16 protein-coding genes are annotated in these 14,597 nt (G+C 68.9%); 7 read left to right on the top strand and 9 right to left on the bottom strand.

Translation table 11 applies throughout. The annotated features are described in order from the left end of the window. Positions 1-82 precede the first annotated feature (82 nt). Complete coding sequence (locus tag IEY58_RS06295; protein ID WP_189043718.1) at positions 83-955, bottom strand: prephenate dehydratase; 873 nt, start codon at positions 953-955, stop codon at positions 83-85. A gap of 55 nt (positions 956-1,010) precedes the next feature. Continuing rightward, positions 1,011-1,763, bottom strand: coding sequence for a 3-deoxy-manno-octulosonate cytidylyltransferase (locus IEY58_RS06290; protein ID WP_189044499.1), 753 nt, complete (start codon positions 1,761-1,763; stop codon positions 1,011-1,013). A 271-nt stretch (positions 1,764-2,034) separates the two neighbouring features. Between IEY58_RS06290 and IEY58_RS06285 the strand changes: the two genes are divergently transcribed. Genes IEY58_RS06285 through IEY58_RS06275 form a run of 3 tightly spaced genes read left to right on the top strand, consistent with a single transcriptional unit; the run spans position 2,035 to position 4,314 of the window. Continuing rightward, positions 2,035-2,583 (top strand): c-type cytochrome, encoded by a 549-nt coding sequence (locus tag IEY58_RS06285; protein ID WP_189043716.1) that lies wholly within the window; start codon positions 2,035-2,037, stop codon positions 2,581-2,583. Between the two features lie 7 nt (positions 2,584-2,590). After that, positions 2,591-3,379, top strand: coding sequence for a histidinol-phosphatase (hisN, locus tag IEY58_RS06280; RefSeq protein WP_189043714.1), 789 nt, complete (start codon positions 2,591-2,593; stop codon positions 3,377-3,379). Beyond that, positions 3,379-4,314, top strand: coding sequence for a 2-hydroxyacid dehydrogenase (locus IEY58_RS06275; protein ID WP_189043713.1), 936 nt, complete (start codon positions 3,379-3,381; stop codon positions 4,312-4,314). Before hisN ends, IEY58_RS06275 begins: the two co-directional genes overlap by 1 nt. Positions 4,315-4,318: 4 nt before the next feature. Here the strand turns inward: IEY58_RS06275 and IEY58_RS06270 are convergent, their stop codons facing one another. Continuing rightward, positions 4,319-4,666 (bottom strand): MarR family transcriptional regulator, encoded by a 348-nt coding sequence (locus IEY58_RS06270; RefSeq protein WP_189043711.1) that lies wholly within the window; start codon positions 4,664-4,666, stop codon positions 4,319-4,321. A gap of 103 nt (positions 4,667-4,769) precedes the next feature. Then, positions 4,770-6,152 (bottom strand): leucyl aminopeptidase family protein, encoded by a 1,383-nt coding sequence (locus IEY58_RS06265; protein WP_189043709.1) that lies wholly within the window; start codon positions 6,150-6,152, stop codon positions 4,770-4,772. Between the two features lie 206 nt (positions 6,153-6,358). Here IEY58_RS06265 and IEY58_RS06260 point away from each other — a divergent pair, with 206 nt between their 5' ends. Next, entirely contained in the window at positions 6,359-7,018 is a 660-nt protein-coding gene (locus IEY58_RS06260; RefSeq protein ID WP_189043707.1) for a glutathione S-transferase family protein, read from the top strand. A gap of 49 nt (positions 7,019-7,067) precedes the next feature. After that, positions 7,068-8,675, top strand: coding sequence for a malate synthase A (gene aceB / locus IEY58_RS06255; protein ID WP_229743529.1), 1,608 nt, complete (start codon positions 7,068-7,070; stop codon positions 8,673-8,675). A 63-nt stretch (positions 8,676-8,738) separates the two neighbouring features. Here aceB and IEY58_RS06250 read toward each other — a convergent pair whose 3' ends face one another. From IEY58_RS06250 to IEY58_RS06230, 5 genes are all read right to left on the bottom strand, one after another. Then, positions 8,739-8,978, bottom strand: a complete 240-nt coding sequence (locus IEY58_RS06250) for a hypothetical protein (protein WP_189043704.1) — start codon at positions 8,976-8,978, stop codon at positions 8,739-8,741. 7 nt (positions 8,979-8,985) lie between these two features. Next, on the bottom strand, positions 8,986-9,357 hold the full coding sequence (locus tag IEY58_RS06245; RefSeq protein WP_189043702.1) for a TfoX/Sxy family protein: 372 nt from the start codon (positions 9,355-9,357) through the stop codon (positions 8,986-8,988). Further along, complete coding sequence (locus IEY58_RS06240; protein ID WP_189043700.1) at positions 9,357-10,751, bottom strand: C13 family peptidase; 1,395 nt, start codon at positions 10,749-10,751, stop codon at positions 9,357-9,359. Before IEY58_RS06240 ends, IEY58_RS06245 begins: the two co-directional genes overlap by 1 nt. A gap of 81 nt (positions 10,752-10,832) precedes the next feature. Next, positions 10,833-12,296 (bottom strand): caspase family protein, encoded by a 1,464-nt coding sequence (locus IEY58_RS06235; protein WP_189043698.1) that lies wholly within the window; start codon positions 12,294-12,296, stop codon positions 10,833-10,835. Positions 12,297-12,422: 126 nt separating this feature from the next. Continuing rightward, a complete protein-coding gene (locus IEY58_RS06230) occupies positions 12,423-13,328 on the bottom strand; it encodes a DMT family transporter (RefSeq protein WP_189043696.1) in 906 nt (301 codons plus the stop codon). A 100-nt stretch (positions 13,329-13,428) separates the two neighbouring features. On the opposite strand from IEY58_RS06230, the gene IEY58_RS06225 reads away from it, so the two are divergent. Both IEY58_RS06225 and IEY58_RS06220 read left to right on the top strand, forming a co-directional pair. Continuing rightward, a complete protein-coding gene (locus IEY58_RS06225) occupies positions 13,429-14,289 on the top strand; it encodes a LysR substrate-binding domain-containing protein (RefSeq protein WP_189043695.1) in 861 nt (286 codons plus the stop codon). Further along, on the top strand, positions 14,286-14,582 hold the full coding sequence (locus tag IEY58_RS06220; RefSeq protein WP_189043693.1) for a hypothetical protein: 297 nt from the start codon (positions 14,286-14,288) through the stop codon (positions 14,580-14,582). Before IEY58_RS06225 ends, IEY58_RS06220 begins: the two co-directional genes overlap by 4 nt. Positions 14,583-14,597: the final 15 nt, after the last annotated feature.

Genomic DNA, 14,597 nt, shown 5'->3' with positions numbered 1-14,597 from the left:
ATGGGATTGCCATCATGGGAAGGTCAAGGGGCGCCTCTTTCGATCGTCAAGCCCGGGATGACGGCGGAGAGAGGGAAGGACGTTAGTTTCCGCCGTTCTGCTTGGTCCGGTACGGGTGCGCGGGATATGTGCCGAGCATCGTCAGTTCCTCGGTGAAGAACCGGAGCTCGTCCAAGGCCAGCTGCAGGCGCCTTTCTGCGGGGTGCGCCTCGACGTCGGCATAGAACTCGGTCGCGGCGAAAGTGCCGCCGGCCATGTAGCTCTCGAGCTTGGTCATGTTGACGCCGTTGGTGGCGAAGCCGCCCAGCGCCTTGTAGAGCGATGCCGGAACGTTGCGCACGCGGAACAGGAACGTGGTCACGGTGAGCGCACCGGTGAACTTCGGCATCTCCGGCTCGCGCGCCAGTACGACGAAGCGCGTCGTGTTGTGGGCGGCATCCTCGATCCCGGCCTTGAGCGAAACGAGCCCGTAGATCCGGCCGGCGAGCTCCGAGGCGATCGCGGCCACCGACGGATCGCCGAGCCGCGCCACCTCGGCGGCGGAACCGGCCGTGTCGGCGGCTACGACCGGCGTCAGCTTGAGCGCGCGGATCGCGTCGCGGCATTGCGAGAGGGCATGGACGTGGCTCCGCACGGTCTTGATCGTGTCGAGCGAGGCGCCGGGCACCGCCAGCAGGTGGTGGTGCACCGGGGCGAAATGCTCGCCGATGATCGACAGGCCCGAGCGCGGCAGCAGGTGGTGCACGTCGGCGACGCGGCCTGCGACCGAATTTTCGATCGGGATCATGGCGAGGTCGGCATCGCCGCTCGAGAGCGCCGCCAGCGCGTCCTCGAAGGTGCGGCACGGCAGCGTGCGCCGGTCCGGATAGACTTCGTGGCAGGCGAGGTCGGAATAGGCGCCGGGCGATCCCTGGAAGGCGATCGGGCCGGTCGTGGCGGGGGATGGGGCGGGCATCGGGCTCTTCGTTCGATCGAGGAAGCGGCGGGGAACGGGCGGTAAAATCGAGTCGCTAACCCTTCAGCATCTTGCGGGCCTGCTCAAGATCTTCCGGCGTATCGAGATTGAGCGGGACGGTCGCGACCTCGACCACGTCGATGCGCATGCCGGCCTCGAGTGCGCGCAATTGCTCAAGCTTTTCGCGCAGTTCGAGCGGCGCCGGCGCCAAGCCCACGAAGCGCCGCAGGGCTGACCGGCGATAGGCGTAGAGCCCCAGGTGGTGATAGAGCGGGCCTGGCCCGGTCGGCACGGTGGCGCGACTGAAATAGAGCGCACGGCCGACGCCGCCTTCGGGCCGCCAGGCGACGACCGCCTTGACAACGCTCGGCCGCTCGCGCTCCGACGGCTCGACGATCTCGCAGACCAGCGTCGAGATGTCGACCGCCGGGTCGGCGAGCGGGTCGAGCGCCTTGCGGATGAAGGCGCCGTCGAGTGTCGGCATGTCGCCCTGCACATTGACGATGATGTCGTGGCGCCCGTCCGGATCGACCGTGCGGACCGCCTCCCACACCCGGTCGGAGCCCGAGGGATGATCAGGCGCCGTCATGATCGCGGTGCCGCCCGCGGCCTCGATCGCCTCCAGAATCGGCCGGTCGCCGCAGGCGACGACCACCGGACCGATCCCGGCCTCCATCGCCCGGCGCCAGACATGCACGATCATCGGCGTGCCGTGGATATCGGCGAGCGGCTTGTTCGGCAACCGGGTGGCGGCCAGGCGCGACGGAATGACGACCAGGGCGTTTGGCGAATTTGCGTTGGAAATCATCATTTTCCCTTGATTTTACGGCGCTTTGCCGCAGGATTTCGCGGCAATTGCCGGCTCAAGCCGGTTCATGGTTCTGGTCCTGGCTCAGGTTTTCACGAGACAAGCACTCGACATTTGTCTCTCGGCATGATGAAAACCTCCCGTCCGTACCATCCTTTGGGGGGAATGGTTGTCCTTGAGTGCTGCACGAGAGTTCGCCGGAGCTTTCCCCGCGCACCCGATCATCCCCCGACCCGACCACCAAACTGCGTAAACCGTCAAGGGCTGCACCATGTCTTCGTTTGAGTTCAACAAGCTCGCGGCGTCGCTGCTCGTCGCGTTGATCGTCGCGATGGTCACCGGCCTTGTTGCGGAAGGCCTGGTTCACCCCAAGAAGCTCGAGACGGCGGCCTATCCGATCGCCGGCGGCGAATCGACGGAGACGCAGACCGCCGCAGCCCCGGTCGCCGAGAAGCCGGCGCCGATCCCGGCCGACCTCTGGGCCAAGGCCGATGCCGCCAAGGGCGCCGACATTGCCAAGAAATGCGCTGCCTGCCACAATTTCGACAAGGGTGGTGCGAACAAGGTGGGCCCGAACCTCTGGGGCGTGCTGGGCGGCCCGCGCGCGCATGAGGGTAGCTTCACCTATTCGGATGCGATGAAGAAGCTGGGCGGCTCCTGGTCGCCGCAGGAAGTCGCGGCCTTCATCTTCAACCCGAAGGCTTATCTGCCGGGCACCAAGATGGGCTTCGCCGGCCTGCCGAAGCCGGAAGACCGGGCCGATGTGATCGCCTATCTCAACAAGCAGAGCGACAGCCCGGTCGACCTCACCAAGGAGTGATCGACCCATGACCGAAACCTCTTCCGCCGTCATCGACGCGGCCGCGCTTCTGGCGGCCGAGCTCGCCGACGCGGCGGGCGAGGTGGTCCGGCGCTATTTCCGCCAGTCCGTCGAGATCATCGACAAGGACGATGCCTCGCCGGTCACGATCGCCGACCGCGAGGCCGAGGCGGCGATGCGCCGCCTGATCGCGGCGCGCTTTCCCGACCATGGCGTGTTCGGCGAGGAGCACGGGGTCGAGCGACCCGATGCCCCCTGGGTCTGGGTGCTCGATCCGATCGACGGGACCAAGTCCTTCATTTCCGGCGTGCCGCTGTTCGGCACCTTGATCGCGCTGCTCCACGAGGGCCGGCCGGTGCTGGGCGTGCTCGACCAGCCAATCTCGCGGGAGCGCTGGCTGGGTGGCGCCGGGCGGCCCACGACGTTCAACGGCCAGGCCGTGCGCACGCGGGCGTGCAGCGAGCTCGCGCGTGCCACGATCTTCTCGACCACGCCCGCCATGTTCGATGCGGTCGACCGGCCGCGCTTCGACGCGGTCGCCGATGCGGCGAAGCTCGTGCGCTACGGCGCCGACTGTTATGCCTATGGCCTGGTCGCGAGCGGCTTCGTCGATGCCGTGATCGAGGGCAGCCTCAAGCCCTACGACTATTGCGCCCATGTGCCGATCATCGAGGGCGCCGGCGGCATCGTCACCGATTGGCAGGGACGGGCCCCCGGGCTCGCGAGCGACGGACGCATCATTGCGGCCGGCGACCGGGCACTCCACGCCCGACTGATCGAGCGGCTGAACCACTGATGCCCCTTACCCTGGCGTTCCGCTCGACCGGCGACAATTTCGACAAGTGGCGGGCGGCGCTCATGCCGCTCATGCCGGACCTCACGCTCCTGCCGTGGCACGAGGTGCGCGACCCAGCTGAGGTCGACGCGGCCTTGTGCTGGCGTCCGCCCGAGGGCTGGCTCGCCTCCCTGCCCAATCTGCGGCTGGTCCATTCGCTGGGCGCCGGCGTCGACCATATCCTTGCCGACAAGGACTATCCCGCTGCGGTGCCGCTTGTCCGCCTGGTCGACCCCTACATGACCCAGGCGATGACCGAGTATGTGACGTTCCAGGTGCTGCGCCTGCACTTGGGCACGCCCGCCTACGACCGGCAACAGCGCGCGGGACGGTGGGAGCCGCACGTGCCGCCGCGCGCCGCGCATCGCCGGGTCGGCATCCTCGGCTTGGGTGAGCTCGGCGCGGCCGCGGCGGCAGCGCTCGTGGCGCTCGGCTTCGACGTCGCCGGCTGGAGCAGGACGGCAAAGGCCCTGCCGGGTGTCGCCTGCTTCGCCGGGGGCGAGGCCTTGGGTGAATTCCTGGCGCGGACGGAAATTCTGGTCTGCCTGCTGCCGCTCACGGCCGCCACCGACGGCATTCTCAGCGCCGAGGCCTTCGCGCGGATGCCGCGGGGCGCCGGCATCATCAATGTCGGGCGCGGCCGGCACCTCGTCGAGGCCGACTTGCTGTCCGCCCTCGAGGCCGGCCAATTGTCCGAGGCGGTGCTGGACGTGTTCCCGACCGAGCCGCTGCCGGCCGGCCACCCGTTCTGGACGCACGACCGCATCGTCGTGACGCCCCACGTCGCGGCCCTGACCAACCCGGAGACGGCGTCGCTCATCGTGGCCGAAAACCTGCGCCGGCTCGCGGCCGGCGGGTCCTGGCCCGACCGGGTCGATCTCGCGAGCGGCTACTGACCGGCTATTTCGTCGCCTTGGCGGCGTCGACCATGATCTCGGAAAATTCGGTCAGGAACACGGATCCCTTGACCGTGCGCTGAACGAGCACGTTGCGCTTGTCGGTTTCGTCACGCTTGCGTCGGGCGAGACCCAGCATGCCGAGCCGGTCGAGCGCGCGCGTCACGGCCGGCTTGGAAATGTTGAGGATTTCGGCGAGCCCGCGCACCGTGTGCGGCGACGGCGTCAGATAGACAGTCAAGAGGATGGCGAACTGGCGGGCCGAAAGATCCGGCCCGGACCGGCGCACGCTTTCACACAGCGCGCGGCGCCACAGGTCGAGCCCCTCCGGTCCTTTGAACTCGATCGCCATCGGTCGACCTGTCGCGCTCCGTTATCGATTCGTTTCGCCTACGAACCGAAATGATGCGCGACAGGTCTTTCTCAAGTGTTAAGCGGCTGGTCCGCGGCCGGCGTCAGCTGAATCGCTTTTGGATCAAATGATAGAGCGCCCGGAGTGCCAAGCCTTCGCCGCCCTCCGGTCGGCCGGCGCGGGATGCCTGGTTCCAGGCGAAGGTGTCGATATGGACCCAGGACACTTTCGCGCTCACGAACTCCTGCAGGTAAAGCGCCGCCGTGATGGCACCCGCGAAGCCCGAGTCCGACGCGTTGTTGATGTCGGCGATCTTGCTGTCGAGATACTTGCGATAGGGCTTCCACAGCGGCAGGCGCCACAGCGGATCCGCCTCGGCCGTGCCCGCCGCGAGCAGCTCGGCCGCGACTGTATCGTCGTTCGAGAACATCACCGGCAGCTCGGGGCCGAGCGCCACGCGCGCGGCGCCGGTCAAGGTCGCCATGTCGATCAGCAGCGCCGGCTCCTCGGTCGTGGCCTCGGCGAGCGCGTCGCACAGGATGAGGCGGCCTTCGGCGTCGGTATTGCCGATCTCGACCGTCAGGCCCTTCCGGGTCTTGAACACGTCCATGGGGCGGAACGCATTGCCCGAGATCGCATTCTCGACCGCCGGCACCAGCACGCGCAGCCGCACATTGAGGCCCGAGGCCATGACGGCGTGGGCGAGGCCCAGCACGGTCGCGGCCCCGCCCATGTCCTTCTTCATCAGCTTCATGCCGGAGGCGGGCTTGATGTCGAGCCCGCCCGAATCGAAGCAGACGCCCTTGCCGACGAGCGTCAGCTTCGGGGCGTCTTCCTTGCCCCAGGTGATGTCGATGAGGCGCGGCGCCCGGTCGCTGGCGCGGCCGACGGCATGGATCGTCGGATAGTTGTTCGTCAAAAGCTCGTCGCCGACGACGAGCCGGGTCTTGGCACCATGGCGCTCCGCGAGCGTCGCGGCCGCCTGGGCGAGCTCGGCCGGCCCCATATCTTCGGTCGGCGTGTTGATGAGGTCGCGCGCGAGCGTCAGGCCGTCGGCAAGCGCCGTGACCGTGGCCCGGTCGGCGCTCTCCGGCCAGACGAGCTGGGCGAACTTGCGCTTCGGCGCCTTGTAGCGGCTGAAGACGTAGGATCCGAGCGCCCAACCGAGTGCCACGCGGGTGCCGGCGCCCTTGCCGAACAGGCTCTCGCTGTCGAAGCCCAGACGATAGGTGCCTTCGGGCAGACTGTCCGGCAATCCGGCGAGCGCCCAGAGCGGCTCGTCGGCGGCGACACCCTGCACGACCATCGACAGATGACCGTCGGGGCCGGGGACGAGGGCGGTCTTGCCGGCCTCGCCGGTGAACCCGGTCGCCGCGAGCCAGGCGGCGACGGCGCCCGGATAGCCCGCCTTCCATTCGCCGAAGCTCTCCGTCGTCACCGCCATGATCGGAATGCCGCCCGCGCCGTCGATCAGCGTGTCTACCATCGTCTTCCAACTCCAAGCTTTTCTGGGCCCGGCGGTCGTCGGCGCCGGGCGATGACAGGTATCCTGCCCCTGCCTCCCGTCGCTTGGGAAGCCGTCGATTGCGGGAGATGTTGCTTTCGTTGCCGCTGCAACGGTCGGATGTTGCGCGGGTTCCCGGAACGGGTCAAAACTGTCGCCCGTTCACTCTGCGAGAAGGGCCTGACCCGATGGCAGACTTTACGATCTATATCGGCAACAAGAATTATTCGAGCTGGTCGCTCCGCCCGTGGCTGGCGCTGAAGGCGTCAGGGCTCGATTTCGACGAGGTCGTGATCCCGCTCTACACGCCGGGTTACAAGGCCGAGATCCTGCGCTACTCGCCGAGCGGCAAGGTGCCGGTGCTGCATCACGGCGACCGCATCATCTGGGACGGGCTCGCGATCGCCGAGTACCTGGCCGAGCTCGTGCCCGAGCGGCTGTTGTGGCCGGCCGCCCCGGTCGCCCGTGCGCTCGCGCGTTCGGTCGCGGCCGAGATGCATTCCAGCTTCGCAGCATTGCGCGCCCATTGTCCGATGAACATCCGCTCGTCCTTTCCGAATCGCGGCGTGACGCCGGACGTCCAGGCCGACATCAACCGCATCACGAGTATCTGGCGCGACTGCCGCAAGCGGTACGGCGAGGCATCGGTCGGCCCGTTCCTGTTCGGCGGCTTCACCATCGCCGACGCCATGTTCGCTCCGGTCGTGAGCCGGTTCCGGACCTACAGGATCGAGCTCGACGAGGTCTGCCAAGCCTATGCCGATGCGGTCTGGGCGCTGCCGTCGTACCAGGAATGGCAGGAGGCGTCCCGCCACGAGCCGATGATCATCGAGGACGCGGAATTCTGACGGGTCGGCCGCGAACGCGCCGACGAGGAACACACTCGAGGGGATGGAGATGACCAAGATCGTTCTGCCGGCGGGCGTCGAGCTCAAGGCGCCTGCCGCGGCTGGCCAGGACACGGTGCTGACGCCGGAGGCGCTCGCCTTCATTGTCGGCCTGGAGCGCAAGTTCGGCGCCGAGCGCCTGCGCCTCTTGGCCCGGCGGGACGAGGTCCAGGCCTGGCTCGACGCCGGCAACAAGCCGATCTTCCCGCCCGAGACGCAAGAGGTCCGCGACGGCGATTGGACCGTGGCGCCGCTGCCGGCGGACATCCTCGACCGGCGCGTCGAGATCACCGGGCCGGTCGACCGCAAGATGATCATCAACGCGCTCAATTCCGGCGCTCATGTGTTCATGGCGGATTTCGAGGATTCGAGCACGCCGACCTGGGCGAACCTGATCGAGGGCCAGATCAATCTCAGGGACGCGATCGCCGGCACGATCAGCTACACCGATCCCGTGAGCGGCAAGGGCTACAAGCTTGGCGAGCAGACCGCCGTCCTGTTCGTCCGCCCGCGCGGCTGGCACCTGCCCGAGGCGCATCTAGAGGTCGACGGCCGGCCGGTGAGCGGGTCCTTGTTCGACTTCGGGCTCTATTTCTTTCACAACGCCAAGGCGTTGCTCGCCAAGGGCTCGGGCCCATATTTCTATCTGCCGAAGATGGAGTCGCGCTTCGAGGCGCGGCTGTGGAACGAGGTGTTCCTCCATGCCCAGGCGGCACTCGGCATTCCAGCCGGCTCGATCAAGGCGACGGTGCTGATCGAGACGATCCTCGCCAGCTTCGAGATGGACGAGATCCTGTGGGAGCTGCGGCAGCATTCGGCCGGTCTCAACTGCGGCCGCTGGGACTACATCTTCAGCTTTATCAAGAAGTTCGCGAACGATCCCGCCGCGGTGCTGCCTGACCGCGGCCAGGTCACCATGACGACGCATTTCCTGCGCTCGTACAGCCAGCGGGTCATCCAGGTCTGCCATCGCCGGAACGTCCATGCCATGGGCGGCATGGCGGCGCAGATCCCGATCAAGAACGATCCGGATGCCAACGAAGCGGCCATGGCCAAGGTCAAGGCCGACAAGGAGCGCGAGGCGGGCGACGGCCACGACGGTACCTGGGTCGCCCATCCGGGGCTGGTGCCGATCGCGCGCGAGGCGTTCGACCGGCTGATGCCGGGCGCGAACCAGATCGACAAGAAGCGGGCCGACGTTGACGTCGCGCCGGCCGACCTGATCCAGATTCCCGAAGGCACCAAGACCGAGGCGGGCCTGCGCCAGAACATCGCGATCGGCATCGGCTATATCGAGGCCTGGCTGCGCGGCATCGGCTGCGTGCCGCTGTTCAACCTGATGGAGGATGCGGCAACCGCCGAGATCAGTCGGGCCCAGGTCTGGCAATGGCGCCGCCACGGTGCCGCCCTCGATGACGGCCGCAAGGTCGACGCGGCCTTGATCCGCAAGGTGCTCGACGAGGAACTGCACAAGATCGACAAGGCGCTGGCGCCCGAAGCGGTCGCCGAGCATCGCTATGCCGAGGCCGCGGCCCTGTTCCTGGAACTGGTCGAGGCCGACCGGTTCGAGCCGTTCCTGACCCTGCCGGCCTACAAGATGGTGGCGAGCGCCCACTGAGGTGAGCTCTCGCTTCAATCTTCCCCTCTCCACCCAAAATGGGATGGAGAGGGGCGTGTCAGTTTACTTGCAGGCGAATTCGGCGACTTGCGAGCCGTTCAGCGTGATCACGTCTTTGAGCTGCGCGCCCTTCTTGTAGGGGGCGCAGGCGGTGGCGGCGTCGGCCTGGGCCTTGGTCATGTCGGCGGCCGGCAGGCGCAGCAGAATATCGCTCGGCGCCCTGTCGGCGTCGTCCCCGAACAGCAGCGAGCAGCCGGCGGTCGCGGCTACGAGCGGGAGGATCAGGGCAAGGCTGAGACGCATCAGTCGGTTACTCCGCTTCATTGATGCCGCTTTGTAGGCCAAGCCCGCGCGCCACGGCCAGTGCCTTGTCGGCCCAGAGCGCCAATTCGTCCGGATCATCGAGCACGGCCGGCGGCACCTCGTAATGATGGGTGGCGATGACGCGGCCGTTGGAGCGGGTGTACTGGAACGGCGGCATGCCGGCCGCGTGATAGTCAGCGAGGTTGCCGGGCCCGGTCTTGAAATAGACGCGCTCGCGCATGACGAGCCCGAACAGCGTACCGTCGCGATAGAGCGCGTAGCCGCTGAACAGCCGCTTGGCCTCGACCGGCCCCCAGGCGCCGAGCCGGATCTCAAGCGCGCCGACGATCGCCGGGCGAGGTTTCTTCGGTTTCGCCATCAGTTGCTCCATCCCAGCACGATGCGGTCATCCTCGGCATAGATCACGCAGTCGAGCCGGCCGGCCCGGCATTGCAGGAGCGCGTCGCGCCGGGCGTCGTCGATCGTGGCGCCGTGGCCGACGCCAATTTCTTCATGGCCGGGGCTGAGCGCCAGCGCCTTCGGCGTTTCGCTCGCGAGATAATGCTCGATCTGCGGCCGCTGATCGTCACGGATGAACGGCGCGTTCTCGGGGGTCAGCCGGCCGCTGCGGACGAGCCGGGCCGGGTGGAACGGCGCCAGACCCGACGGCAGACGTGCGACCGTCTGCTGGTTCCAGGCGTAGAGGATGCAGGCGCCGCCGGTCAGCCACTCGCAACGCTCGAGGGCCAGGCGTGCCACGTCGGCCTCGGTGCGCCGGCCGTCGCGGTCGCGCGCCACGGTGATGGGCAGCCCCTCCGCGGTCATGGCGAGCGCCTTGGGCAGCGGTGCCGCGGCATAGCGCAGCAGGTCACCGTGCAGGCGCAGGCGCTCCTCGCCTGGCAGCGGCACCAGCGCTGGATTGAACGGGTCCGGCCCGGGCGCGAAGCGGATGGCCTGCGGGGCATCATCGTCCGACGGGGCGGCCGGCGGCGCCACGTCGGCCATCGAGTCGCCGAAGACCGCCGTCGGCTGCGACGGCAGCGCGCCGATCTGCCGCTCGCGCTGGCTGACGCAGGTGACCGTGCGGGCGAACACCTCGTGCCAGCTCTGGCCCTCGCCGAGTGCGCCCAGCAGGCATTCGTCGAAATAGGTGTAGCGGTAGCTGGCGCCGCAGCCGAACGAGGTCCGGTTCGCGTCGGCCGCCGTCAGGATGATGCGATTGGCGCGGGGCATCGGCGGCAGCGTGAACTGGCCGGCGAAACAGGCGGACACGATCACGACGGTCGGCGCTTGGCCGCATCCGCGTTCGAGAGCGTGGTCGAGCTGGCTCGGCTTCAAGACGTCGTCGGAGGCCGAGAGATAGAGCCCTCGCTGGTAGGCGCCGTGCGAGGTCAGGTAGACGAGGCAACTGCCGCCCCGTGGCACCTCGACCGCCTCGATCCGACTGATGACAGCGCCCACGGTCGCGAGCTCCGCGCGCGGGGTCCGCTGCGGCGCTGCGCTCAGGCGATGGACCTGCTCCGGCGGCACGCCGGTTGCCGCAAGCTCGTCGGCGACATAGGCGGTGGCATTATCGAAGACCGGCAGGCTGTCGTCACCCGCGACCAGCACGGCCACGAGCCGTTTCGGATCCATCGGGCCGGCAAGGATCGGTGCCGGCGGGGGCGGGGGACTGGTGCAGGCAGCAAGCCAGGCGAGCAGCAGGCCGACCAGGATTCGGCGCCCCGATAGAAGCCGGATGGAGCCGGTCCGTCTCGTCGTTCGACCGCCCATCGAACGCGTTTCCTACGCCGTCATGCCCAGGTCGGTACGGTAACAAAAATACGGGGACTTGCACCCGCCTCGACGACGACCTCAGGGTTGCATCGCAAGCACGATGCGGTCGCCCTCGGCATAGGCGACGCAGTCAGTCGCGCCCTGGGACCCGCAGCGGGCGATCGCCGCCGCGGCCGTGGGGCCGGTGCCCATCGCCTCGGCTGTTGGCGAGAGCGCAAGCGCCTTCGGGCCCGGTGCCGCCAGATAGGCGGCAATCTCGCGCCGTTGCGCGTCGCGGATGAACGGTACGGTCTCTGCCGTGACGCGGCCCGCGCGCACGAGCAGCGGGGGATGTTCGGGCGGCTGGCCCGAGGCGGAGGCCGCGGTCAGGTTGCTGTTGCGCGCGAACAGCACGCAGGCGCCGCCCGATTCGTATTCGCAACGCTGCAGCGCGATGCGCGCAACGTCGTCGGGCGTCTCGCCACGGCTGGCGCCGACCCAGACGACCGTGCCGGCGAAGGTGAGCGCCAGGGCCTTGGGCGATGGTGCGTGCAGATAGTCGGTGGCGGCCGAGGCATTGCGCGCCTGCAGCGTCGGGAAATAAGGCAGCGCATCCGGCGTGAAGCGGCCGATGCCCTGCAGGAACCGTACGTCCATGCGCGGCGGGTGCCGCGCCGCGTCGGCCCACGGCGTTGCCAAGCCGGCGGCAGCCGGGCCGATGAAGCTCTGCGGCGCCACCGTCGCCTGGCCGACCAGGCGTTCGCGTCGGGTGACGCAGGCGCGCGTGCGATCGAACACGTCGGTCCAGCTCCGCGTCCCGTCAAGCGCGCCCAGGAAACATTCGTCGAAGGTCGTGAAGCCGACGTTCGGCCCGCAGCCGAAGCCGTTGGCGCCGGCGGCGGACGCGGTCAGGATCAGCCGGTTCGGCCGGGTCATGGGCGGGGCGGCGAAGGCGCCGGCATCGCAGGCCGACACGACGACGACCGTCGGTTCCGTGCCGCAGCCGCCGATGAGCGCGCGGTCGAGCAGGTCGGGCGTCAGCGCCTTGCCGTCGGCAAGCTTCAGCCCGCCGTCCGATGGGGTGCTGACCAGATACGCGAAGCAGGCCTTGCCGGGCTGGGTCGCCTGCAGGTCGAGCACCCGATGGGCGAGGAGCGCCAGCGTCGGCGGCTCGATCGCGCCGGGCAGCACGCTCAGCTTTTCACCGATGTCGCCCGTGTGGGGATGGACGATCTCGCGCTCGTAGGTGTCGGCGCTGAATACCTGCTTGTCGGCGCTCATGGCGCGCACCCGGTCGATGCCGAGCCCGGCGTCGCCGAGGATGTCGCGCATCTCGAGCATGGCGTTGGTGTAGACGTGCCGGTTCGCGTCTCCCGCGACGAGCAGCGCCCGGTAGTCGGGCTGGGCCAGCGTCGCCGAATCGAGCGGCACCGTCGGCTGGGTGGCTGGCGCCGGTGGCAGCGTCGGCACTTCGAGATGGTCGGGACTGGCGCCGCATCCGGACAGGAGGCAGGCCGACAGGAGCAAGAGCGCCGCAGGCAACAGGCGGCCGAAAGGCCTCACACGCAACGATCCGAGCAATTTGGGCGCACCTGTCCTCGAGCGGTCGCAAGGGGTCGTGCCGTTATAGGACGAAGCTCGGTCGCCTGCGCAATGGTTTTAGGCGCAATGGTTTTAGGCGTAATGGTTTCAGCGGCTTGCGACGAGAATGCCGAGGGTGACGGCGCCGAGGCCGCCGAGCAGCGCCGGCCCGATTGGCTCGCCGAGCCAGAATGCACCCACCAGCATGGCCGAGACCGGGTTGAGCGCCACGGTCACGGCGACGCGAGTGGGCGTCGTCCGGGCAAGACCGGCCGACCAGAGCAGGAAGGTAAGTGCGCCGCCAACGAGGCCCAGAAAGCCGACGGCGCCCCAGCCGAGCCCGTCCTGCGGCAGCCGGGCCGAGAGCGGGCCGCCGAACGGCACCAGCAGCATCAGGGTGACGGCGCCTGCCGCCATGGCAAGGGCGGTGAAGCCGAGCGCGCCATGGCGGCGGATCGCCGGCCGTGCCAGCACGTTGTAAAGCGCGCCGATGAGGGCGGCCGCGACCATGGTCAGGTCACCGCGCCAATGGCCAGTGCTTAAACCGTGGGTGCTTAAACCTTGGGCGCCAAACCCTTGGCCAGCCAACGCGAGCGCCACGCCGGCGCAGGCAAGCAGGATGCCGGCGAGCTTGCGGCCGGTCAGGCGCTCGGCACCGGCCGTGGCCGCGATCACGAGGGTGAGCAGCGGCAGGCTCGACAGAGCCAGCGCCCCGCGCGACGCGGTGGTGTCGACCAGCGCCTGGTTGAGCAGGATCGGAAACAGCGCGAAGAACAGGCCGCCCAGGAGCACGATCTCGGGCCAGGCGCGGGGCGGCGGCAGGCGCTCGCGACCCCGGAGCGAGAGCGGCAGCAGACAGAGCGCACCGATGCCGTAGCGGAAGAAGGCGAGCAGCACCGGGTCGGTGGTGCCGACGACGCGCCGGATCGCCACCAGCGACAGGCCGCCGATCAGGCTCGATGCCGCCGCCGCCGCGATGCCCCAGCGCTCCCGACCCCGACCTTCGCCGTCCATGCCGCCTCCCGAACCGATCGATCTGCCGACGCTAGGGGCGGCGATGTCATCACGAAAGATGCTTGTTGCGATCTAAGCCATCGTCAATCACGATAGGTCGATGGATCTCGATCTCGATGCACTGCGCGCCTTTCTGGCGATCGTCGACACCGGCGGCTTCTCGCGCGCCGCCCGGGTGCTGCGGCGCAGCCAGTCGGCGGTGAGTGCCCAGGTCCGGCGCCTCGAGCAGTCGATGGGCGCGGCGCTGTTCGACCGTACCGGCCGTCTGCCGGTGCTGACCCCGGACGGCGAGGCGCTCATCGCCGCAGCGCGGCAGATGGTGGGCTTGAACGACCAGGTGCTGAGCCGCCGGCGCGGGGCGCCCGTCCGCGGCATGGTCCGGCTCGGCGCCATGGACGATTACGCGACGAGCGTGCTGCCGGCAGTGCTGCGCCGCTTCGCCGAGACCTACCCGGAGGTCGGTGTCGAGCTGCAGAGCGGCCTCACCGCGGAACTGGCGCGCAAGCTTGGCATCGGGCTCGATCTGGTCCTCGTCATGCACGGCGCCGGCAGCCATCGCGGCCGCATTCTGCAGCGCGACCGCGCGGTCTGGGCCGCCGCCCCCGGCTTCACTGCGCCCAAGGGCGCCCCGGTGCCGCTGGCGGTCGCGCCGCGGGGCTGCCTGTTCCGCGACTGGGCCATGGCGGCGCTCGATCGCGCCGGCCGGCCCTGGCGCATCGCCTATCTGACCCAAAGCATCAGCGCTGCCACAGCGGCCGTCTCGGCCGGGCTTGCGGTCGGCGTATTCAAGGCGGCGCTGCTGCCGCCCGGGCTGGTGCCGATCGGCGCCACCGAGGGATTCCCGGTGCTGCCCGATCTCGAAATCGCGCTGCATCGCTCGGCCGGCCATACGAGCCCGGCGGTGACGGCGCTCGGCGACTTCATCGAGGCGAGCCTCGCCGAGCGGGCGAGTGCCGCATGAGCGGAGCGCCGGAGTTGCTCGCGATCGAGGAGCAGGATGCGGCGCGCCCGGCGATCGAGGCGATGCTGCGTCAGCTGCCGGAGCCGGAGCTGCACGCGCTCTGGGCCCGCACCCGCGCAGCGGCGGCCACGGCCCGGGCCGCGGACGACATGGCGCGCGTGTTCCTGCTGGTACGCGGCACCAAGACGATCCAGCGCATCGCGGGGGAGCGGGGGATCGTCATCATGGCGGGGCGGGTGCGGTCTCCAACTCAGTCCGTCATTCCCGCGAAGGCGGGGATCCAGGGCAAGTGAAAGCTATCCGACCAA

The organism is Aliidongia dinghuensis (assembly GCF_014643535.1).
Classification (GTDB): Bacteria; Pseudomonadota; Alphaproteobacteria; order ATCC43930; family CGMCC-115725; genus Aliidongia; species Aliidongia dinghuensis.
Note: the sequence above shows the minus strand (reverse complement) of the source record. Positions and strands in the feature narration are given on the sequence as shown.

Coding starts and splice junctions, on each gene's coding strand:
- IEY58_RS06240 (WP_189043700.1), bottom strand. CDS start 10,751: ATGGGCGGTCGAACGACGAGACGGACCGGCTCCATCCGGCTTCTATCG.
- IEY58_RS06290 (WP_189044499.1), bottom strand. CDS start 1,763: ATGATTTCCAACGCAAATTCGCCAAACGCCCTGGTCGTCATTCCGTCG.
- IEY58_RS06260 (WP_189043707.1), top strand. CDS start 6,359: ATGGCAGACTTTACGATCTATATCGGCAACAAGAATTATTCGAGCTGG.
- IEY58_RS06250 (WP_189043704.1), bottom strand. CDS start 8,978: ATGCGTCTCAGCCTTGCCCTGATCCTCCCGCTCGTAGCCGCGACCGCC.
- IEY58_RS06295 (WP_189043718.1), bottom strand. CDS start 955: ATGCCCGCCCCATCCCCCGCCACGACCGGCCCGATCGCCTTCCAGGGA.
- IEY58_RS06220 (WP_189043693.1), top strand. CDS start 14,286: ATGAGCGGAGCGCCGGAGTTGCTCGCGATCGAGGAGCAGGATGCGGCG.
- IEY58_RS06225 (WP_189043695.1), top strand. CDS start 13,429: ATGGATCTCGATCTCGATGCACTGCGCGCCTTTCTGGCGATCGTCGAC.
- IEY58_RS06230 (WP_189043696.1), bottom strand. CDS start 13,328: ATGGACGGCGAAGGTCGGGGTCGGGAGCGCTGGGGCATCGCGGCGGCG.
- IEY58_RS06270 (WP_189043711.1), bottom strand. CDS start 4,666: ATGGCGATCGAGTTCAAAGGACCGGAGGGGCTCGACCTGTGGCGCCGC.
- IEY58_RS06275 (WP_189043713.1), top strand. CDS start 3,379: ATGCCCCTTACCCTGGCGTTCCGCTCGACCGGCGACAATTTCGACAAG.
- hisN (WP_189043714.1), top strand. CDS start 2,591: ATGACCGAAACCTCTTCCGCCGTCATCGACGCGGCCGCGCTTCTGGCG.
- IEY58_RS06245 (WP_189043702.1), bottom strand. CDS start 9,357: ATGGCGAAACCGAAGAAACCTCGCCCGGCGATCGTCGGCGCGCTTGAG.
- aceB (WP_229743529.1), top strand. CDS start 7,068: ATGACCAAGATCGTTCTGCCGGCGGGCGTCGAGCTCAAGGCGCCTGCC.
- IEY58_RS06285 (WP_189043716.1), top strand. CDS start 2,035: ATGTCTTCGTTTGAGTTCAACAAGCTCGCGGCGTCGCTGCTCGTCGCG.
- IEY58_RS06265 (WP_189043709.1), bottom strand. CDS start 6,152: ATGGTAGACACGCTGATCGACGGCGCGGGCGGCATTCCGATCATGGCG.